Origin of the sequence: Saccharibacillus endophyticus (assembly GCF_013185185.1) — a bacterium.
In the GTDB taxonomy this organism is placed as follows: Bacteria; Bacillota; Bacilli; order Paenibacillales; family Paenibacillaceae; genus Saccharibacillus; species Saccharibacillus endophyticus.
The window spans coordinates 13,401-33,084 of the sequence record NZ_JAAZWE010000011.1 but is presented as its reverse complement, the minus strand read 5'-3'; the positions used below and the strand labels follow the sequence as shown (position 1 = coordinate 33,084).

Here is a 19,684-nt window from a genome sequence, read left to right as displayed (position 1 = left end):
TCAGGAACCGCATATAGGGAGGGTTGCTCCTTGTTGGATGTAAACAACTTCGAGTTTATCAAGATCGGGCTCGCTTCGCCGGACAAGATTCGTTCTTGGTCCCGTGGCGAAGTCAAAAAGCCGGAAACGATCAACTATCGTACGCTCAAACCGGAGAAAGAAGGTCTTTTCTGCGAAAAGATCTTCGGACCGACCAAAGACTGGGAATGCCATTGCGGCAAATACAAACGGGTACGTTACAAAGGCGTTGTCTGCGATCGCTGCGGCGTTGAAGTTACCCGTGCAAAAGTTCGCCGCGAACGGATGGGCCATATCGAGCTCGCCGCTCCGGTTTCCCACATTTGGTACTTCAAAGGAATTCCGAGCCGTATGGGTCTGGCGCTGGACATGTCGCCGCGCTCGCTCGAAGAAGTCATTTACTTCGCTTCTTATGTCGTAACCGATCCGGGCGAAACGCCTTTGGAAAGAAAACAACTCCTGTCGGAAAAAGAATACCGCAGCTACCGTGAAAAATACGGTTACGGATTCCAAGCCGGCATGGGTGCTGAAGCCGTCAAAAAACTTCTTCAGGACATGGATATCGATAAAGAATTGGAGTTCCTCAAAGAGGAACTCCGTACTACGCAGGGACAACGCAGAAGCCGGGCGATCAAACGCCTGGAAGTCATCGAAGCATTCAAGAGCTCGGGTAACAATCCGGACTGGATGATTCTCGACGTGCTTCCGGTTATCCCGCCGGAACTGCGCCCGATGGTACAGCTCGACGGCGGCCGTTTCGCGACGTCCGACTTGAACGATTTGTACCGTCGCGTGATCAACCGGAACAACCGTCTGAAAAGACTGCTTGATCTGGGAGCACCGGACATCATCGTCCAAAACGAAAAGCGCATGCTGCAGGAAGCGGTAGACGCCCTGATCGACAACGGCCGTCGCGGCCGTCCTGTTACGGGTCCGGGTAACCGTCCGCTCAAATCCCTCAGCCATATGCTTAAAGGTAAACAAGGGCGTTTCCGTCAGAACTTGCTCGGTAAACGGGTCGACTATTCCGGCCGTTCCGTTATCGTCGTAGGTCCGAACCTGAAAATGTACCAATGCGGTCTTCCGAAGGAAATGGCGCTGGAACTGTTCAAGCCTTTCGTGATGAAAGAACTGGTCAACAAAGGCCTTGCTCACAATATCAAGAGTGCAAAACGCAAAGTTGAGCGCGTAAGCGCTGAAGTTTGGGATGTACTCGAAGAAGTGATCAAGGAGCATCCGGTTCTGTTGAACCGTGCCCCTACGCTTCACCGTCTCGGTATCCAGGCGTTCGAACCGATCTTGGTCGAAGGCAAAGCCATCCGCCTTCACCCGCTCGTATGTACGGCGTACAATGCCGACTTCGACGGCGACCAAATGGCCGTGCACGTTCCGCTGTCCGCGGAAGCGCAAGCCGAAGCACGCATCCTGATGCTCGCTTCCGGTAACATCCTGAACCCGAAAGACGGCAAGCCGGTCGTTACTCCTTCGCAGGATATGGTCCTCGGAACGTATTACCTGACGATGGACAACAACCAAGCAAAGGGCGCAGGCATGATTTTGCGCAACATCAACGAAGCGGTGTCCGCTTATCAGCGCGGCACGGCCGAACTCCACGCTCGCGTGGCGATTCCGGTTAAAGCTCTCAATAAAACAAGCTTCACCGATAAGCAGCAAGATGCAATGCTGATTACGACGGTAGGTCGGATTATCTTTAACGAGATTTTCCCGGCAAGCTTCCCGTATATCAACGATGCAACTCGCGCGAACCTGTTCGACGGCGTGGCCGAAGACTTCTTCATCTATGAAAAAGGGGAGAACGTCACCGACCGCATCATGAACGCTCCGCAAACGAAGGGGATCGGCAAAGAGTATCTGGGAGACATTATCGGACGTTGCTTCGAAGTGTACCAGACGACTCAAACCTCTATGATCCTCGACGAAATCAAGCAGCTCGGCTTCACGTACTCGACTCGTTCGGGCGTAACCGTAGCTGTATCTGACGTCGTCGTTCCGCCGGAGAAAAAAGCGCTGATGGAAGAGTCGGATAAAAAGGTTTCGGTGATTACGAATCAGTATCGCCGCGGTCTGATTACCAACGAAGAACGGTATGACCGTGTTATCGAAATCTGGTCGCACGCCAAGGATCAAATCAGTGACATTCTGATGAAGTCCATGGATCGTTATAATTCCATCATGCTTATGGTCGATTCCAAAGCCCGCGGTAACAAATCGCAGATCACCCAGCTGGGCGGCATGCGCGGTCTGATGGCCAACCCGTCGGGACGAATCATCGAACTTCCGATCAAGTCGAACTTCCGCGAAGGCCTGACGGTCCTCGAATACTTCCTGTCTACGCACGGTGCGCGTAAAGGTCTGGCCGATACCGCGCTTCGTACCGCCGACTCGGGTTACCTGACCCGTCGTCTGGTCGACGTAGCCCAGGACGTTATCGTTCGCGAAGACGACTGCGGAACAGACAAAGGCTTCATGGTCAGCCGTATCCAGGATGGTAAAGAAGTTATCGAAGATCTGTACGACCGTATCGAAGGCCGTTACTGCTTCGAAACCGTTCGTCATCCGGAAACGAATGAAATCATTGCGCGTCGCAATGAACTGATTACTTCGGACAAAGCCGAAGAAATCGTTAAAGCCGGCGTAGAAAAACTCCAAATTCGTTCCGTACTCAGCTGCCGCGCGCGTCATGGCGTCTGCAAAAAGTGCTACGGACGTAACTTGGCTACGGGTAAACACGTCGAAATCGGCGAAGCAGTCGGCATCATCGCTGCCCAATCGATCGGAGAACCGGGAACCCAGCTCACGATGCGTACGTTCCACACCGGCGGCGTTGCCGGCGACGACATCACGCAAGGTTTGCCGCGTATCCAGGAGTTGTTCGAGGCCCGTAACCCTAAAGGTCAGGCCACGATCAGCGAAATCGACGGCGTCGTGAAAGAGATTCGCGAAACGAAAGATCGTCGCGAAATCGAAGTTCAAGGCGAGGCTGAAAGCAAAACGTACGCTGTTACTTATGGTTCCCGTCTGCGCGTTCGCGAAGGCATGACCATTGAAGCAGGGGACGAATTGACTGACGGTTCGATCGACCCTAAAGAAATGCTGCGCATCAAAGGCATCCGCGGCGTGCAGAACTACATCCTTCAGGAAGTTCAGCGCGTATACCGGAACCAGGGCGTAGAAATTAACGATAAGCACGTCGAAGTCATGATTCGTCAGATGCTGCGCAAAATCCGCATCGTCGATGCGGGCGATACGACGCTGCTGCCAGGCTCGTTCGTGGAAATGCACGAATACGAGAAGGCGAATAAAGAAGTCATCCTGAGCGGTAAGGATCCGGCTGTGGCCAAACCGATCCTGCTGGGTATCACGAAAGCGTCGCTGGAAACCGATTCGTTCTTGTCGGCAGCATCCTTCCAGGAAACAACGCGCGTGCTTACCGACGCAGCGATCAAAGGCAAAGTCGACCAATTGCTCGGCCTGAAAGAAAACGTACTGATCGGCAAGCTTATCCCTGCCGGTACAGGTATGAGCCGTTATCGCAACATCCGCTTCGAAGAGCCGGAAGGCGCGGATAGCGGAGAAGAATCTTTGGAGCCCGTAACGACTGAGTAAGTCGTTACGTAGCAACGGAAACGGGGTGGAAGGAAAGAGAAATCTTTCTGGAAACCCTGCATTCTGTGCTTGACATACTGTTCTGCCAAGTGCTAATATAGCAAAGGTGCGTGAGCAGGTTGTTATAATCCTGTCTTTTGGAGGATATGCCGAATGTCTAATGATAAAGGACTTCAGGATGCTCATGTTAAAATCGGCACCAAGCAAACCGTGCGAGCGGTTGAACTTGGAGAAGCTTCTGAAGTTTATGTAGCCATGGACGCAGACCAGCGGATGATCGCAAAGATCACATCGTTGTGCGTGAAGTCCGGCGTGAAGATCACCGAGGTCGAAACCATGCGAGAGCTTGGCAAGGCATGCGGAATCGAAGTCGGCGCGGCGATGGTTGCGGTTCTGAAGTGAGAAAGACATAACTGTGTGAGAACGTTTTTGTTTCAGGAGCGTTAAGCGCTTGGGGCAAAAACTTTCATTTGTTCTTTTATGAACCACCTGGCTCTGTGGGCTTGAGGGAACGGTTTGTAACAAGGATGTTTACCATTATGGGAAGGGGGTGGCAATGACAATGCCAACTATTAACCAACTCGTCCGCAAAGGACGTCAAGCGAAAGTCGTGAAGTCGAAATCCCCAGCACTGCAAAAGGGTTTCAACGCACTGAAACGTGAAGAAACAAACCTGAGCGCTCCGCAAAAACGCGGTGTCTGCACTCGTGTAGGTACAATGACTCCACGTAAACCTAACTCCGCGCTTCGTAAGTATGCCCGTGTTCGTCTGACGAACCGTATCGAGGTGACTGCTTACATTCCGGGTATCGGACACAACCTGCAAGAACACAGCGTAGTGCTGGTTCGCGGAGGTCGCGTAAAGGACTTGGCGGGTGTACGTTACCATATCGTTCGCGGTGCTCTTGATACTGCAGGCGTAAACGGACGTATGCAAGCCCGTTCGAAATACGGCGCTAAGCGTCCAAAAGAAAAGAAAAATTAATTTGAGCGCCTGAGGGCGTTCAACTATCGGAGAAAGGGGGATATCCATGCCACGCAAAGGTCCAGTTACCAAAAGAGACGTACTGCCGGATCCGGTGTACAATAGCAAACTGGTTACTCGTCTGATCAACCGCATCATGATCGACGGAAAACGCGGTGTAGCTCAAAACATCCTTTACAACTCGTTCAAATTGATTCAGGAACGTACGGGCAATGACCCGATGGAAGTATTTGAAGCTGCAATCAAAAACATCATGCCAGTTCTTGAAGTTAAAGCTCGCCGTGTAGGCGGTGCGAACTATCAAGTGCCGATCGAAGTTAAGCCAGAAAGACGTACAGCTCTCGGTCTCCGTTGGCTCGTTAACTACTCCCGCAACCGCGGCGAGAAGACAATGGAAGAGCGTCTGGCGGCTGAAATCATCGATGCATCGAACAACACTGGTGCATCCGTGAAGAAACGCGAAGACACGCACAAAATGGCTGAAGCGAACAAAGCGTTTGCTCACTACCGCTGGTAGGATTTCGGCTTAGTAACCAATATTGAATTTTGAAGGGAGATTCCCATTCATGACAAGAGAATTCTCCTTGAAAAATACACGTAACATCGGTATCATGGCGCATATTGACGCTGGTAAAACAACGACTACTGAACGGATTCTGTTCTACACGGGCATCACGCACAAAATCGGTGAAGTACACGATGGCGCAGCGACGATGGACTGGATGGAGCAGGAGCAGGAGCGCGGAATCACAATCACTTCCGCTGCTACGACCGCTCAATGGCACGGTTACCGCGTCAATATCATTGATACCCCGGGACACGTTGACTTCACGGTTGAAGTTGAACGTTCCCTTCGTGTATTGGACGGGGCAGTAGGCGTATTCAGTGCCAAAGAAGGTGTCGAACCTCAGTCTGAAACCGTATGGAGACAGGCTGACCGTTACGGCGTTCCTCGGATCGCATACGTCAACAAAATGGACATTATCGGTGCGGACTTCCTTAACGTTGTTAAAGATATGGGCGAACGTCTTCAAGCCAATGCGGTAGCGATTCAACTGCCGATCGGCGCTGAAAACGATTTTGCCGGTATCATTGACCTTGTTGAGCAAAAAGCTCACATGTACAAAGACGATCTGGGTCAAAACATCGAAGTTGTCGACATTCCGGAAGAATATCTGGCTCAAGTCGAAGAACTTCGTTCTACTTTGATCGAGAAAGTTGCGGAACTGGACGAAGAATTGATGATGAAATACCTGGAAGGCGAAGAACTCACGGTTGACGAGATCAAAGCCGGCCTGCGTAAAGGCGTCGTCGATGTTAAGATTTTCCCGGTTATCTGTGGATCTTCTTACAAAAACAAAGGCATTCAGCTGATGCTGGACGCAGTTGTTGATTATCTGCCAGCTCCAACAGACGTTCCTGCAATCATGGGTACGCTGGAAGACGGTACGGAAGCTGTTCGTCATTCTTCGGATGAAGAGCCGTTCTCCGCGCTTGCTTTCAAAATCATGACAGACCCTTACGTGGGTAAACTTACGTTCTTCCGCGTGTACTCCGGCACGCTTCAATCCGGTTCGTACGTGCTGAATGCATCGAAAGGCAAACGTGAGCGGATCGGTCGTATCCTGCAAATGCACGCTAACAGCCGCCAAGAAATCAGCATCGTTTATTCGGGCGATATCGCGGCAGCGGTTGGTTTGAAAGATACGGGCACAGGTGATACACTGTGTGATGAGAAGAACCCGGTTATTCTGGAATCGATGAACTTCCCTGACCCGGTTATCGAAATCGCGGTTGAGCCGAAAACCAAGGCTGACCAAGATAAGATGGGCGTGGCTCTGGGCAAGCTCACCGAGGAAGATCCAACCCTTCGTGCTCATACGGACGAAGAAACAGGCCAGACCATTCTGGCAGGTATGGGCGAACTCCACCTTGATATCATTATCGACCGGATGCGTCGTGAGTTTAAGGTAGAAACCAACGTGGGTAAACCACAGGTTGCTTACCGTGAGACTTTCCGTCAACCGGCTCGCGTAGAAGGCAAATTCGTTCGTCAATCCGGTGGCCGCGGTCAATACGGTCACGTATGGGTTGAGTTCGAACCGCTGGAACCGGGCACGGGCAGCCAGTTCGAGAGCAAGGTTGTCGGTGGTTCCGTTCCGCGCGAATACATCCAACCGGCACTTGCGGGTATCGAAGAACAAATGAAGAGCGGCGTTATCGCGGGCTTCCCGCTGGTTGACGTCAAAGCAACGATTGTAGACGGCTCGTACCACGATGTCGACTCCAACGAAATGGCGTTCAAAATCGCCGGTTCGATGGCGCTTAAAGCAGCGAAAGAAAAGTGTAAGCCTGTCCTGCTTGAGCCAATCATGAAAGTCGAAGTAACCGTGCCTGAGGAGTACATGGGCGACGTTATGGGTATGCTGAACTCTCGCCGCGGCCGTATCGAAGGTATGGATTCCCGCAGCGGTGCTCAAATCATCCGTGCGAAGGTACCTCTCTCCGAAATGTTCGGATACTCGACGACTCTGCGTTCGGGTACGCAAGGACGCGGCGTATTCTCGATGGAGCTTTCTCATTATGAAGAAGTTCCGAAGAGCATCGCTGAAGAAATCGTATCGAAAACGAAAGCAGGGGAGTAATCCTCGTTTTCACCGCCGGATGATCGAATCTTACGGGACTTCATCATCCGGATTGATTTTAACCCAATAATTTTTCTACATTAAGGAGGAACTGTTTCAAATGGCAAAAGCTAAATTTGAGCGTAATAAGCCGCACGTTAACATTGGTACTATCGGTCACGTCGACCATGGTAAAACAACTCTGACTGCTGCAATCACAACTGTTCTGTCGAAGACTTATGGTGGTGCTGCAATCGCGTTTGACCAAATCGATAAGGCTCCGGAAGAAAGAGAACGTGGTATCACGATCTCGACGGCACACGTCGAATACGAAACTCCAGCTCGTCACTACGCACACGTAGACTGCCCAGGTCACGCCGACTATGTTAAAAACATGATCACTGGCGCGGCGCAAATGGACGGAGCGATCTTGGTTGTATCCGCAGCTGACGGCCCAATGCCGCAAACTCGCGAACACATCCTTCTGTCCCGTCAAGTAGGCGTTCCTTACATCGTCGTATTCCTGAACAAATGCGACATGGTTGAAGACGCTGAACTTCTGGAACTGGTTGAAATGGAAGTACGCGACCTGTTGAGCGAATATGACTTCCCAGGCGACGACACTCCAATCATCCAAGGTTCCGCTCGTGAAGCGCTGCAAAACCCTGAAGGCGAATGGGCTCAAAAGATCGTTGAAATGTTCAACATCATCGATGAGTACATCCCGACTCCAGAGCGCGACACTGAGAAGCCTTTCCTGATGCCAGTCGAGGACGTATTCTCGATCACTGGCCGTGGTACGGTAGCAACTGGCCGTATCGAACGCGGTACAGTTAAGATCGGCGACGAAGTCGAAATCGTTGGTATCGCTGAAGAGTCCAAGAAATCGGTTGTTACGGGCGTAGAAATGTTCCGTAAACTGATGGATTCCGCTCAAGCCGGCGACAACATCGGCGCACTGCTGCGTGGTGTTGACCGCACTCAAATCGAGCGTGGACAAGTTCTGTCGAAACCAGGTTCGGTTAAACCGCACACTGAGTTCACAGCTCAAATCTACGTCCTGACTAAAGAAGAAGGTGGCCGTCACAAGCCTTTCTTCACAGGATACCGTCCTCAGTTCTACTTCCGTACAACTGACGTAACGGGCATCATCAACCTGCCAGAAGGCGCAGAAATGGTAATGCCGGGCGACAACATCACCGTTACTGTATCCCTGATCGCTCCGATCGCTATCGAAGAAGGAACTAAGTTCTCTATTCGTGAAGGCGGACGTACAGTAGGCGCCGGTGCTGTAGCAACAATCCAAAAATAATAACGGCTAACCCCGTTTAATAAAGCAACAGTGTACTGGAACGAGTAACGATGTACTGTAAACGAAAGCGCGAGGCGGGGCCATCATCCCGAAGTCGGGATAGGGCCTCGCTTTCTTTTTGTGTAATTTTAAAAAAGGGTTGCATTGTCTCAACATCTTCTATATAATAATGAATGTTGTTCTGAGACGTTGCGATGATGCGAGAGGTTACCGACACACCCGGCTCCTTTGCCATAGTTGGTGTGAGCGGAAAATTTTCGCGGAGTATGTCCGATACCAAATTGGGCGATAGAAGGAGGGAATTTGAAATGGCAAAGCAAAAAATCCGTATTCGTTTGAAAGCATATGATCACAGAGTTCTGGATCAATCTGCCGAGAAAATCGTTGAAACAGCAAAACGTTCGGGTGCCGGTGTTTCCGGACCGATCCCGCTGCCGACTGAAAAACAAATCATTACCATTCTCCGTGCGGTGCACAAATACAAGGATTCGCGTGAGCAATTCGAACAACGCACACACAAGCGTTTGATCGATATTGTGAACCCGACTCCACAAACCGTTGATGCGTTGATGCGTCTGGACCTGCCGTCCGGCGTGGATATCGAAATCAAACTGTAAGACTCCTGAATAAGGACATAAATGAAAAGAGGTGTCAACATGACTGGTATCTTAGGGAAAAAACTGGGTATGACCCAAGTGTTCACCGCTGAAGGTAACGTCGTTCCTGTAACGGTTATCGAAGCAGGCCCATGCGTGGTTCTGCAGAAGAAAGACCTGGAAAATGACGGTTATGAAGCGGTACAAATCGGTTTCGCGGACAAGAAAGCTAGCCGTTCCAACAAACCGGAGGCAGGTCACGCTAAAAAAGCGGACACTGCACCTAAGCGCTACATTCGCGAACTTCGCGGTGTTGACCTCGCTAACTACGAGGTTGGACAAGTGCTTAAAGCGGACGTGTTTGCCGAAGGACAATTCGTCGACGTAAGCGGCGTATCCAAAGGTAAAGGTTTCGCCGGTAGTATCAAGCGTTGGGGACAAAGCCGCGGACCAATGTCGCACGGCTCGCGTTACCACCGCAGACCGGGTTCGATGGGTTCCATCCAGGCTAACCGCGTACCGAAAGGTAAACGCCTGCCAGGACATATGGGCCATGACTCGATCACTGTTCAAAACCTCGAAATCGTAAGAGTCGATGCGGAACGCAACGTACTGTTGGTTAAAGGCTCCATTCCGGGTCCTAAAAACGGCTTCGTTAAAGTTCGCGAATCGGTGAAGAAATAATAAATCCTTAGCAGAAAGGAGGAACATGAAATGCCTACAGTAAAAGTTTTCAATATCGAAGGTAGCGAAGTTGGAGAAATCGAACTGAGTGATTCGGTATTCGGAATTAATCCTAACGGACATGTGCTTCACCAGGCAGTCGTGATGCAACAAGCATCGCTGCGCTCCGGTACGCACAAAGTTAAAGGACGTTCGGAAGTTCGTGGCGGCGGTCGTAAACCTTGGAAACAAAAAGGTACGGGACGTGCTCGTCAAGGCTCCATCCGTTCTCCACAATGGAGAGGCGGCGGTATTGTCTTCGGACCAACTCCGCGCAGCTACTCCTTCAAACTGCCTAAAAAAGTTCGTCGTCTGGCGATCAAATCGGCACTGTCTTCGAAAGTCATCGCAAACGAAATTATCGTTCTGGATGCACTGAGCCTGAATGCTCCGAAGACAAAAGAATTCGCGGGTATCCTGAGCAAGTTGAACGTAGACCGCAAAGCCCTGGTAGTGGCTCCGGAATATGATAACAACGTAGCTCTGTCCGCTCGTAACATCCCAGGCGTGAAATTCGTTCAAGCCGACGGCATTAATGTTCTTGACGTGCTCGTGCATGATAAGTTGATCATCACGAAGGACGCAGTACAGAAGGTACAGGAGGTATTCGCATAATGAAAGATCCTCGCGACCTTATCAAACGTCCGATTATTACGGAACGTACAGCTGAAGCAATGAGTCAGTCGAAATACGTGTTTGAAGTGCAAATGAGCGCTAACAAAACGGAAGTGAAGAAGGCAGTAGAAGCAATTTTCGGCGTGAAAGTGCTGAAAGTTAACGTTCTGCGCGTTCCGGCTAAGCCGAAACGTTACGGCCGTCACTCCGGTTACACGAGCGAGTGGAAGAAAGCGATCGTGACGCTGACTCCAGAAAGCAAATCGCTCGAATTCTTTGAATCTGCAGAGTAAGGAGGGAAACTAACGTGCCAATCAAAAAGTACAAACCAACATCCCCGGCCCGCCGCGCAATGAGCGTGTCGACGTTCGAAGAAATCACAACGAATCAGCCGGAAAAATCGTTGCTGGCGCCGCTCTTCAAAAAAGCGGGTCGTAACAACCAAGGTAAAATTACGGTTCGTCACCACGGCGGCGGACACAAACGTAAATACCGCATCATCGACTTTAAACGTACCAAAGATGGAATTCCAGGCCACGTTGCTACGATCGAATACGATCCTAACCGGACATCGAACATCGCACTGATCAACTATGCGGACGGCGAGAAACGCTACATCATCGCGCCTAAAGGTCTGAAAGTTGGCGATACGATCTACTCCGGTCCTGAATCCGACATTAAGATCGGTAACGCGCTGCCACTGGAAAACATTCCGGTAGGTACAGTTATCCACAACATTGAGTTGAAACCAGGCAAAGGCGGCCAATTGGTCCGCGCAGCCGGCACAGAAGCTCAACTGCTGGGTAAAGAAGAACGTTACGTATCGATCCGTCTGTCTTCGGGCGAAGTTCGTCGCGTACTGAAAGTTTGCCGCGCTACAATCGGTTCGGTAGGCAACCAAGACCACGAACTCGTGAAGATCGGTAAAGCAGGACGTAACCGTTGGTTGGGCAACCGTCCTCAAGTCCGCGGCGTAGTCATGAACCCGAACGATCACCCACACGGTGGTGGTGAAGGCCGTGCTCCAATCGGACGTAAGTCCCCGCTGTCTCCATGGGGCAAGCCAACACTTGGTTACAAAACGCGCAAGAAAAACAAATCTTCGGATCAATACATCATCCGTCGCCGCACGAAGTAATGCGCTTATCCCGCATTGCTTCGCCGGCTAGGATTATGCAACAAGCCAGCTGAAGGGAGGACTACAATCGATGACACGCAGTCTTAAAAAAGGCCCTTTCATTGACGGATACCTGCTCAAAAAGGTAGAAGTTTTGAATGAAACCGAAAAGAAAGTCGTTATCAAAACTTGGTCCAGACGTTCCACGATTTTCCCGCAATTCATCGGACACACTTTCGCCGTTTACGACGGTCGCAAGCATGTACCGGTTTATGTAACGGAAGATATGGTTGGACACAAACTGGGTGAGTTCGCGCCGACGCGTACTTACAAAGGCCACGCCGCTGACGACAAGAAAACAAGACGCTAAACGGACCTTACATTAAAGTCCGAAGGGAGGTTATGATAGCATGGAAGCACAAGCGCACTTGAAGTATTCCCGCATCTCGCCACGTAAAGCCCAATTGGTCGCTGACCTGATTCGCGGCAAACACGTAGGTGAAGCAATCGCGATTCTGCGCCACACTCCGAAAGCGGCATCCCCGATTCTGGAGAAGTTGCTGAACTCGGCAATCGCTAACGCAGAACACAACCACTCGCTGGACGTGAGCAAGCTGGTTATCTCGCAAGTTTACGTAAACCAAGGACCGACTTTGAAACGTTTCCGCCCTCGGGCAATGGGACGCGCAAGCCGGATCAATAAACGCACCAGCCACATCACTTTGGCTGTATCCGAAAAGTAAGGAGGGACAACTGTGGGACAAAAAGTAAATCCGGTCGGACTCCGCGTAGGGATCATCCGTGACTGGGAATCCAAATGGTATGCTGGTAAAGACTTCGGTACATTGTTGATCGAAGACGTGAAGATCCGCGAATATCTGAAAGCTAAGCTTAAAGAATCCGCTGTCTCCAAGATCGAGATCGAACGTGCAGCTAACCGCGTGAACGTAACGATCCATACGGCGAAGCCGGGTATGGTTATCGGACGCGGCGGCGCTGAAGTTGAAGTACTGCGTGGCGAAATCACTAAGATTTCGAACGGTAAAAAAGTACACATCAACATCGCGGAAATCAAAAATCAAGAACTGGACGCTATTCTGGTTGCCGAAAGCATTGCACAACAATTGGAACGTCGCGTATCGTTCCGTCGTGCTCTGAAACAATCGATGCAACGTACAATGCGTGCAGGCGCTAAAGGAATTAAAACTGCAGTTAGTGGACGTCTGGGCGGCGCTGAAATCGCACGTTCGGAAGGCTACAGCGAAGGAACTGTTCCACTTCATACCCTGCGTGCCGACATCGACTACGGTACAGCTGAAGCGCACACGACTTACGGTCGTATCGGCGTTAAAGTATGGATCTATCGTGGAGAAGTTCTTCCTCCAGCTAAGAAACAAGCTGCTCAGGAAGGAGGCAACTAATCATGTTGGTACCTAAACGTGTAAAACACCGTAAACAGCAACGCGGCAGCATGGCCGGTCGTGCTAAGGGCGGTACTGAATTGAACTTCGGCGAATTCGGCCTGCAAGCGACTGAACCTTCGTGGATCACGAACCGTCAGATCGAAGCAGCGCGTATCGCCATGACCCGTTACATCAAACGGGGCGGTAAAGTCTGGATCAAAATTTTCCCGGACAAGCCGATTACTCAAAAGCCTCTCGAGGTTCGGATGGGTAGCGGTAAAGGTAACGTTGAGAAATGGGTAGCGGTTGTAAAACCGGGCAAGATCATGTTTGAACTTGCTGGCGTTTCGGAAGAAATCGCTCGTGAAGCAATGCGCCTCGCTTCTCACAAACTGCCTGTTAAAACTAAGTTTGTGAAACGTGAAGAATTGGGTGGTGAAGCAAATGAAGGCTAAGGAACTGCGTGACCTGACTACTGCCGAAATCGAACAGAAGGTCTCCGGATTTAAAGAAGAACTCTTTAATCTGCGCTTTCAGCTCGCTACCGGTCAGCTCGATAACCCTACACGCATTAGCGTAGTCCGCAAGGAAATCGCTCGTGCTAAAACGGTTCTGCGTCAAAGAGAACTCGGAATTACTTCTTAATTCCTTTGAACCCTCGGGTATAATATAAGCCCTTTATTCAGGAAGGAGGCTAACCATGACCGAAGAACGCAACTCGCGTAAAACGTTGGTGGGTAAAGTCGTAAGCGACAAAATGGATAAGACGATCGTTGTTGTTGTAGAAACTTACAAAAAACACGAGCTCTACCACAAACGCATCAAGTCGACGAAGAAATTCAAAGCGCATGACGAGAACAACGAAGCGAAAATCGGCGATACAGTAAGAATCGTTGAAACTCGCCCGCTGTCCAAAGACAAGCGTTGGAGACTGGCTGCAGTTACTGAAAAAGCAATCATCATCTAATGAACGATAAGCTCGTCCGAAAGGAGGACATTCATAATGATTCAACCATTTACACGTTTGGCTGTAGCTGATAACTCCGGTGCGAAGGAACTGATGTGTATCCGCGTACTTGGTGGTACGGGACGTCGTACAGCTAACATCGGTGACCTGATCGTTTGCTCGGTAAAACAAGCAACACCAGGGGGCGTTGTCAAAAAAGGCGACGTAGTTAAAGCAGTAGTTGTTCGCACGAAGCGTTCGGTACGTCGTAAAGACGGATCGTACATCGCATTCGACGAAAACGCAGCGGTAGTCGTAAAAGACGATCGTGGACCACGCGGTACACGTATCTTCGGACCAGTTGCTCGTGAGCTTCGCGACAAGGACTTCATGAAAATCGTTTCCTTGGCACCGGAAGTTATCTAATATAATGCACGATTTTCTTAACGGTCGATCGACCTTTAAGTCATAGGAGGTGTACCTGATGGCAAGAGTGAAAAAAGTTCTGGAATCCCACAACAACAAACTTCACGTGAAAAAAGACGATGTCGTTATCGTGATCAGCGGTAAAGACAAAGGCAAAAAAGCACGCGTTATCGCTGCTTATCCTCGTGAAAACCGCGTGTTGGTCGAAGGCGTGAACATGGTGAAAAAACACCAGAAGCCAAGCCAAGCGAACCCGCAAGGCGGAATCGTGGAACAAGAAGCTTCGATCCACGTGTCGAACGTGATGCACGTTGACCCGAAAGACGGCGGCAAAGTAACCCGCGTAGGTTACAAAACGCTGGATAACGGCAAAAAAGTGCGCGTTGCGAAACGGTCCGGAGAAGTTATCGAATAATCCCATTTTTACGGAAAGGAGGTTCATCCTTCATGGTAACAAGACTTAAAGAACGTTATTTGAACGAAAGCACTCCTGCTCTGATGCAGAAGTTCGGCTACTCTTCGATCATGCAGGTTCCGAAGCTGGAGAAAGTTGTCATCAACATGGGTGTCGGCGAAGCCGTATCCAACTCCAAAGTTCTCGATACTGCCGTAGCTGAACTGGAGCAGATCGCAGGCCAAAAGCCTGTCATCACTCGTGCAAAAAAATCGATCGCAGGTTTCAAACTGCGTGAAGATATGCCGATTGGAACTAAGGTTACACTGCGCGGCGAGCGTATGTACCAGTTCCTCGACAAACTGTTCAACGTATCGCTTCCACGCGTACGTGACTTCCAAGGTGTATCCAACAAAGCCTTCGACGGCCGCGGCAACTACACACTGGGTCTTAAAGAACAGCTGATCTTCCCTGAAATCCAATACGATCAAGTGGACAAGGTCCGCGGTATGGATATCGTTATCGTTACGACAGCAAAAACAGACGAAGAGGGCCGCGAACTGCTTGCAGGTCTCGGAATGCCTTTCGCAAAATAATATCGGCCAGTATCTAGGGCCATGATCTATGACCCTGTTCTCCCGAAAAATCCAGGAGGTGTCAGGCTAAAGTGGCAAAAACTTCGATGAAAGTTAAACAGCAACGTACACCGAAATTCAAAGTGCGTGCATACACGCGCTGCGAACGTTGCGGTCGTCCACACTCGGTGCTGCAAAAGTTTAAAATCTGCCGTATTTGCTTCCGCGAATTGGCTCATAAAGGTCAGATTCCTGGCGTTAAAAAAGCAAGCTGGTAATTACCGCATAACAAGGAAGGAGGTTCACACACATGACTATGTCCGATCCGATTGCTGATATGCTTACACGTATTCGTAACGCGAACGTGGTGCGTCACGAGAAAGTCGAAATGCCGGCTTCCGCGATGAAAAAGCAAATTGCCGAGATCCTGAAGCGCGAAGGTTTCATCCGCGACGCGGAATTCGTACAGGATAACAAACAAGGCATCATTCGTATTTTCCTGAAATACGGTCAAAACAATGAGCGCGTTATTACTGGTCTTAAAAGAATCAGTAAGCCAGGTCTGCGCGTGTACACGAAGAGCAACGAAGTTCCTCGCGTACTGGGCGGCCTGGGTATCGCGATTATCTCCACGTCTAAGGGAGTTATGACCGACAAAGAAGCTCGTCAAGCGAAAGCTGGCGGCGAAGTAATCTGCTACGTTTGGTAATTACGTCAGAACACAAGGAGGTGCAATAACTATGTCTCGTATTGGTCGCAAACCAATCGAAGTACCGGGCGGCGTTGAAGTAACGCTGAACAACACAGCGATTACGGTCAAAGGTCCTAAAGGTACTCTCACTCGTGAACTTCATAGAGATATGAAAGTAACGGTGGAAGGTAACACAATTACGGTAGAACGTCCTTCCGACAACAAAGAGCATCGTTCCCTTCACGGAACGACACGCAGCGTTGTCAGCAACATGGTAAGTGGTGTTACGGAAGGTTTCTCCAAGTCGCTTGAATTGGTCGGGGTCGGATACCGTGCCAGCAAGTCCGGAGAGAAGATCGTCCTGAACGTAGGCTACTCCCACCCGGTCGAAATCACGCCGGAATCGGGCATCGAGTTCGAAGTTCCTTCGAACACGAAAATCATCGTTCGCGGAATTGACAAGGAGCGCGTAGGCGCTTATGCTGCTCAAATCCGTAAAGTACGCGAACCGGAACCTTATAAAGGTAAAGGTATCAAGTATGAAGGCGAACGCATCATCCGTAAGGAAGGTAAAGCCGGCAAGAAAAAATAAGCCGCTTTCCTTCGCATTACCCTTAGCTTGCTCATGTGAAGCTGCTTAATAAGCAGATTGGGAAGGAGTGAAAGTACTCATGATTACCAAAGGTGATAAAAATAAAGCTCGCTTGAAAAGACACTTGCGTGTACGCAAGAAAATTCAAGGTACGGTTGAGCGCCCTCGTCTGAACGTATACCGTTCGGATAAGCATATCTATGCCCAGTTGATCGACGACGTAAACGGTGTTACTATCGTTTCGGCATCGACTATGGACAAAGATCTGAAAAGCGAGATCACAAACGGCGGCAACGTTGAAGCTGCTGCTAAAGTTGGCACACTGGTTGCAAACCGCGCTAAGGAAAAAGGTCATACCGTTGTCGTTTTCGACCGCGGAGGATACCTCTACCATGGACGGATTCAAGCACTGGCTGACGCAGCTCGCGAAGCTGGACTCGAATTCTAAAACGAAAAGAAGGAGGTTAACGACTTGCGTGTAGATATGAGCACTGTAGGAGAACTGACGGAGCGCGTTGTACACATCAACCGCGTAGCTAAAGTTGTAAAAGGCGGACGCCGTTTCAGCTTCAGCGCACTGGTTGTCGTAGGCGACGGACAAGGCAACGTTGGAGCAGGCATCGGTAAAGCCGGCGAAGTTCCGGATGCGATCCGTAAAGGCATCGAAGATGCTAAGAAAAACTTGATCCACGTTCCTCTCGTTGGAACAACGATCACTCACCTGGTTACTGGTAAATTCGGAGCGGGCAGCGTATTGCTGAAACCGGCATCCGAAGGTACTGGCGTTATCGCTGGCGGTCCGGTACGTGCCGTACTGGAACTTGCAGGCGTAGGCGACATTTTGACAAAATCCCTGGGTTCTTCGAACTCCATGAACATGGTCAATGCGACTTTGGAAGGATTGTCCCGCTTGAAGCGTGCCGAAGATGTGGCTAAGCTTCGCGGTAAATCCGTCGAAGAACTGAGAGGCTAAGGAGGGAACAACAATGGCTAAATTGGAAATTACCCTCGTACGCAGCCTGATCGGACGTCCGAAAAACCAACGCACGACTGTAAACACATTGGGTCTGCGTAAAACGAACCAAGTTGTCGTCCAAAACGACAATGCTGCGATTCGTGGTATGGTTAACCAAGTCAAGCACTTGGTTTCCGTAAAAGAAATCGAAGCTTAAAAACAATCGCTCCGCAAGGAGCGAAACAATAGAATGAATCAAGGAGGTGCAACGAACGATGAAGTTACATGAGCTTTCTCCTGCTCCGGGTTCGACTAAAGAGCGGAAGCGCATCGGTCGCGGTACGAGTAGCGGTACGGGTAAAACAGCCGGACGCGGTCATAAAGGCCAAAACTCCCGCTCCGGCGGCGGTGTTCGTCCAGGTTTCGAAGGCGGTCAAAACCCATTGTATCGTCGTTTGCCAAAACGCGGTTTTGTTAACCCAACCCGCAAAGAATATGCCATCGTCAACATCGAAGAACTGAACAACTTTGCAGAAAACACAGAAGTCACTCCTGAGCTGCTGAAGGAACAAGGTATCGTTAAAGATACGAAGAGCGGTATCAAGATCCTCGGCAATGGCGACGTGACGGTGAAACTGACTGTCAAAGCAAATAAGTTCTCTCAATCTGCGGTGGAGAAAATCGAGGCTGCCGGCGGTAAAACCGAGGTGATCTAATGTTCAACACCCTGAAGAATATATGGAAGGTCGAAGACCTCCGTAAACGGATCCTGTTTACGTTGATGGTTCTGGTGATCTACCGTATCGGTACGTTCATCCCGGTTCCGGGCGTTAACACGGACGTACTACAGTCGGCTAACGAAGCCGGCAGCCAGTTGATGGGTCTGCTGAACACCTTCTCCGGAGGGGCGCTTCTGCAGTTCTCGATCTTCGCGCTCAGTATCTACCCGTACGTTACGGCATCGATCATCGTACAGCTGCTGTCGATGGATGTCATTCCGAAGTTCACCGAGTGGTCTAAACAAGGTGAGCACGGCAAGAAAAAGCTGGCGCAGATCACCCGATACGGCACCATAGTTCTGGGTTTGGTTCAGGCGTTCGCTACAGCGATCGGTTTCAACCGCATTTATAATGCGGAAATGATTCCGAACGCTACGACCGTCGACTATATTCTGATTGCGATTGTCTTGACTGCGGGTACTTCCCTCCTGATGTGGTTGGGTGAGCAAATCACGGAAAAAGGCATTGGCAACGGGATTTCGATTCTCATCTTTGCCGGGATCGTCGCAAACATTCCTGGTTATATCTCGACGACGGCTCAATCCGATTTCATCGTGGACGGTCAAACGTTCTTGAACGCAATGAAAACCGTGATTATCCTGCTCGTCTTGATTATGATCATTATCGGTGTTATCTTCATTCAGCAAGGGATCCGGAAAGTTCCGGTTCAATATGCGAAGCGGGTAGTCGGTAATAAAATGTACGGCGGTCAAAACACTCACATTCCGTTGAAAGTTAACGCTGCGGGTGTCATCCCGGTAATCTTCGCCGTATCTCTGCTGCAGTTCCCGGTTATTTTGGCAAACTTCTGGTCTACTTATCAGTGGGCGCAGTGGGTACAAGACAACCTGAACTACAGCCAGCCGTTGGGCATGGTGCTTTACGCAATCATGATTATCGGCTTCACGTTCTTCTACACCTTCGTGCAGATTAATCCGCAGCAGATGGCGGAGAACATGAAGAAAAACGGCGGCTACATTCCTGGAGTTCGCCCGGGTAAAGCGACCGAGAAGTACATTACTCGCGTAATGTCGCGTCTCACGGTTACCGGTGCGGTATTCCTGACTGTAATTTCTCTGCTGCCGATCGCGTTCGGTTCGCTTTCCGGTCTTCCCCAGTCGGTTCAAATCGGCGGCACTTCGCTGCTGATCGTCGTCGGGGTTGCCTTGGATACGATGAAGACGATTGAAAGTCAGCTGATTAAGCGGCACTATAAAGGTTTTATCAATAAATAGCTCAGGTTCCGGACGGGTCCGACTCCATGCGCTCGCCCGGCGCCTTTTGTGCGGTTAGGCATGGGTAAGAC

Annotated in this window: 28 protein-coding genes; all 28 read left to right on the top strand. The window is 50.3% G+C overall.

Annotation, left to right across the window (positions count from 1 at the left end; translation table 11 throughout):
- Positions 1–30: 30 nt before the first annotated feature.
- Positions 31–3,645 carry a DNA-directed RNA polymerase subunit beta' gene (rpoC, locus tag HRQ63_RS24690; protein ID WP_172247787.1) on the top strand — a complete coding sequence of 1,205 codons (3,615 nt, stop codon included), beginning with the start codon at positions 31–33 and terminating at the stop codon, positions 3,643–3,645.
- A gap of 153 nt (positions 3,646–3,798) precedes the next feature.
- Entirely contained in the window at positions 3,799–4,047 is a 249-nt protein-coding gene (locus tag HRQ63_RS24685; protein WP_037291593.1) for a ribosomal L7Ae/L30e/S12e/Gadd45 family protein, read from the top strand.
- 160 nt (positions 4,048–4,207) lie between these two features.
- Positions 4,208–4,630: a 30S ribosomal protein S12 gene (gene rpsL / locus HRQ63_RS24680; RefSeq protein WP_026293957.1), complete on the top strand. Its 423-nt coding sequence runs from the start codon at positions 4,208–4,210 to the stop codon at positions 4,628–4,630.
- Positions 4,631–4,676: 46 nt separating this feature from the next.
- Positions 4,677–5,147, top strand: coding sequence for a 30S ribosomal protein S7 (gene rpsG, locus HRQ63_RS24675; RefSeq protein ID WP_018978372.1), 471 nt, complete (start codon positions 4,677–4,679; stop codon positions 5,145–5,147).
- A 49-nt stretch (positions 5,148–5,196) separates the two neighbouring features.
- On the top strand, positions 5,197–7,275 hold the full coding sequence (gene fusA / locus HRQ63_RS24670) for an elongation factor G (protein ID WP_172247786.1): 2,079 nt from the start codon (positions 5,197–5,199) through the stop codon (positions 7,273–7,275).
- A gap of 100 nt (positions 7,276–7,375) precedes the next feature.
- Entirely contained in the window at positions 7,376–8,566 is a 1,191-nt protein-coding gene (gene tuf, locus HRQ63_RS24665) for an elongation factor Tu (protein ID WP_037291589.1), read from the top strand.
- 308 nt (positions 8,567–8,874) lie between these two features.
- Positions 8,875–9,183, top strand: coding sequence for a 30S ribosomal protein S10 (gene rpsJ, locus HRQ63_RS24660; protein WP_037291586.1), 309 nt, complete (start codon positions 8,875–8,877; stop codon positions 9,181–9,183).
- Between the two features lie 39 nt (positions 9,184–9,222).
- The gene (gene rplC, locus HRQ63_RS24655) at positions 9,223–9,846 is read left to right on the top strand and encodes a 50S ribosomal protein L3 (protein WP_172247785.1); all 624 of its coding nucleotides are present in this window, start codon (positions 9,223–9,225) and stop codon (positions 9,844–9,846) included.
- 30 nt (positions 9,847–9,876) lie between these two features.
- A complete protein-coding gene (gene rplD / locus HRQ63_RS24650; protein ID WP_037291581.1) occupies positions 9,877–10,500 on the top strand; it encodes a 50S ribosomal protein L4 in 624 nt (207 codons plus the stop codon).
- On the top strand, positions 10,500–10,793 hold the full coding sequence (rplW, locus tag HRQ63_RS24645) for a 50S ribosomal protein L23 (protein ID WP_172247784.1): 294 nt from the start codon (positions 10,500–10,502) through the stop codon (positions 10,791–10,793). The genes rplD and rplW overlap by 1 nt, the downstream gene beginning before the upstream one ends.
- A 14-nt stretch (positions 10,794–10,807) precedes the next feature.
- Positions 10,808–11,638 carry a 50S ribosomal protein L2 gene (gene rplB, locus HRQ63_RS24640; RefSeq protein ID WP_172247783.1) on the top strand — a complete coding sequence of 277 codons (831 nt, stop codon included), beginning with the start codon at positions 10,808–10,810 and terminating at the stop codon, positions 11,636–11,638.
- Positions 11,639–11,708: 70 nt separating this feature from the next.
- Positions 11,709–11,987: a 30S ribosomal protein S19 gene (rpsS, locus tag HRQ63_RS24635; RefSeq protein WP_037291578.1), complete on the top strand. Its 279-nt coding sequence runs from the start codon at positions 11,709–11,711 to the stop codon at positions 11,985–11,987.
- 40 nt (positions 11,988–12,027) lie between these two features.
- Positions 12,028–12,360, top strand: coding sequence for a 50S ribosomal protein L22 (gene rplV, locus HRQ63_RS24630; RefSeq protein ID WP_037291577.1), 333 nt, complete (start codon positions 12,028–12,030; stop codon positions 12,358–12,360).
- Between the two features lie 12 nt (positions 12,361–12,372).
- Positions 12,373–13,038 carry a 30S ribosomal protein S3 gene (gene rpsC, locus HRQ63_RS24625; RefSeq protein WP_037291573.1) on the top strand — a complete coding sequence of 222 codons (666 nt, stop codon included), beginning with the start codon at positions 12,373–12,375 and terminating at the stop codon, positions 13,036–13,038.
- 2 nt (positions 13,039–13,040) lie between these two features.
- Positions 13,041–13,475 (top strand): 50S ribosomal protein L16, encoded by a 435-nt coding sequence (gene rplP, locus HRQ63_RS24620; RefSeq protein ID WP_037291571.1) that lies wholly within the window; start codon positions 13,041–13,043, stop codon positions 13,473–13,475.
- Positions 13,465–13,665: a 50S ribosomal protein L29 gene (gene rpmC, locus HRQ63_RS24615; RefSeq protein WP_018978360.1), complete on the top strand. Its 201-nt coding sequence runs from the start codon at positions 13,465–13,467 to the stop codon at positions 13,663–13,665. Before rplP ends, rpmC begins: the two co-directional genes overlap by 11 nt.
- A 55-nt stretch (positions 13,666–13,720) precedes the next feature.
- The gene (gene rpsQ / locus HRQ63_RS24610; RefSeq protein ID WP_037291570.1) at positions 13,721–13,987 is read left to right on the top strand and encodes a 30S ribosomal protein S17; all 267 of its coding nucleotides are present in this window, start codon (positions 13,721–13,723) and stop codon (positions 13,985–13,987) included.
- Positions 13,988–14,023: 36 nt separating this feature from the next.
- A complete protein-coding gene (rplN, locus tag HRQ63_RS24605; protein WP_018978358.1) occupies positions 14,024–14,392 on the top strand; it encodes a 50S ribosomal protein L14 in 369 nt (122 codons plus the stop codon).
- Positions 14,393–14,450: 58 nt separating this feature from the next.
- Positions 14,451–14,807: a 50S ribosomal protein L24 gene (gene rplX, locus HRQ63_RS24600; protein WP_051507433.1), complete on the top strand. Its 357-nt coding sequence runs from the start codon at positions 14,451–14,453 to the stop codon at positions 14,805–14,807.
- Positions 14,808–14,839: 32 nt separating this feature from the next.
- Positions 14,840–15,382, top strand: a complete 543-nt coding sequence (rplE, locus tag HRQ63_RS24595; RefSeq protein WP_037291566.1) for a 50S ribosomal protein L5 — start codon at positions 14,840–14,842, stop codon at positions 15,380–15,382.
- A 71-nt stretch (positions 15,383–15,453) separates the two neighbouring features.
- A complete protein-coding gene (locus HRQ63_RS24590; protein WP_037291562.1) occupies positions 15,454–15,639 on the top strand; it encodes a type Z 30S ribosomal protein S14 in 186 nt (61 codons plus the stop codon).
- A 32-nt stretch (positions 15,640–15,671) separates the two neighbouring features.
- The gene (gene rpsH, locus HRQ63_RS24585; protein ID WP_037291559.1) at positions 15,672–16,070 is read left to right on the top strand and encodes a 30S ribosomal protein S8; all 399 of its coding nucleotides are present in this window, start codon (positions 15,672–15,674) and stop codon (positions 16,068–16,070) included.
- A 31-nt stretch (positions 16,071–16,101) separates the two neighbouring features.
- Entirely contained in the window at positions 16,102–16,644 is a 543-nt protein-coding gene (gene rplF / locus HRQ63_RS24580) for a 50S ribosomal protein L6 (protein WP_172247782.1), read from the top strand.
- A 79-nt stretch (positions 16,645–16,723) separates the two neighbouring features.
- Entirely contained in the window at positions 16,724–17,092 is a 369-nt protein-coding gene (rplR, locus tag HRQ63_RS24575; protein ID WP_037291555.1) for a 50S ribosomal protein L18, read from the top strand.
- 24 nt (positions 17,093–17,116) lie between these two features.
- On the top strand, positions 17,117–17,617 hold the full coding sequence (gene rpsE / locus HRQ63_RS24570; RefSeq protein ID WP_037291553.1) for a 30S ribosomal protein S5: 501 nt from the start codon (positions 17,117–17,119) through the stop codon (positions 17,615–17,617).
- Between the two features lie 13 nt (positions 17,618–17,630).
- Positions 17,631–17,816 carry a 50S ribosomal protein L30 gene (gene rpmD / locus HRQ63_RS24565; RefSeq protein ID WP_037291550.1) on the top strand — a complete coding sequence of 62 codons (186 nt, stop codon included), beginning with the start codon at positions 17,631–17,633 and terminating at the stop codon, positions 17,814–17,816.
- Positions 17,817–17,874: 58 nt separating this feature from the next.
- Positions 17,875–18,315 (top strand): 50S ribosomal protein L15, encoded by a 441-nt coding sequence (rplO, locus tag HRQ63_RS24560; RefSeq protein WP_037291547.1) that lies wholly within the window; start codon positions 17,875–17,877, stop codon positions 18,313–18,315.
- Positions 18,315–19,613: a preprotein translocase subunit SecY gene (secY, locus tag HRQ63_RS24555; protein ID WP_172247781.1), complete on the top strand. Its 1,299-nt coding sequence runs from the start codon at positions 18,315–18,317 to the stop codon at positions 19,611–19,613. The genes rplO and secY overlap by 1 nt, the downstream gene beginning before the upstream one ends.
- Positions 19,614–19,684: the final 71 nt, after the last annotated feature.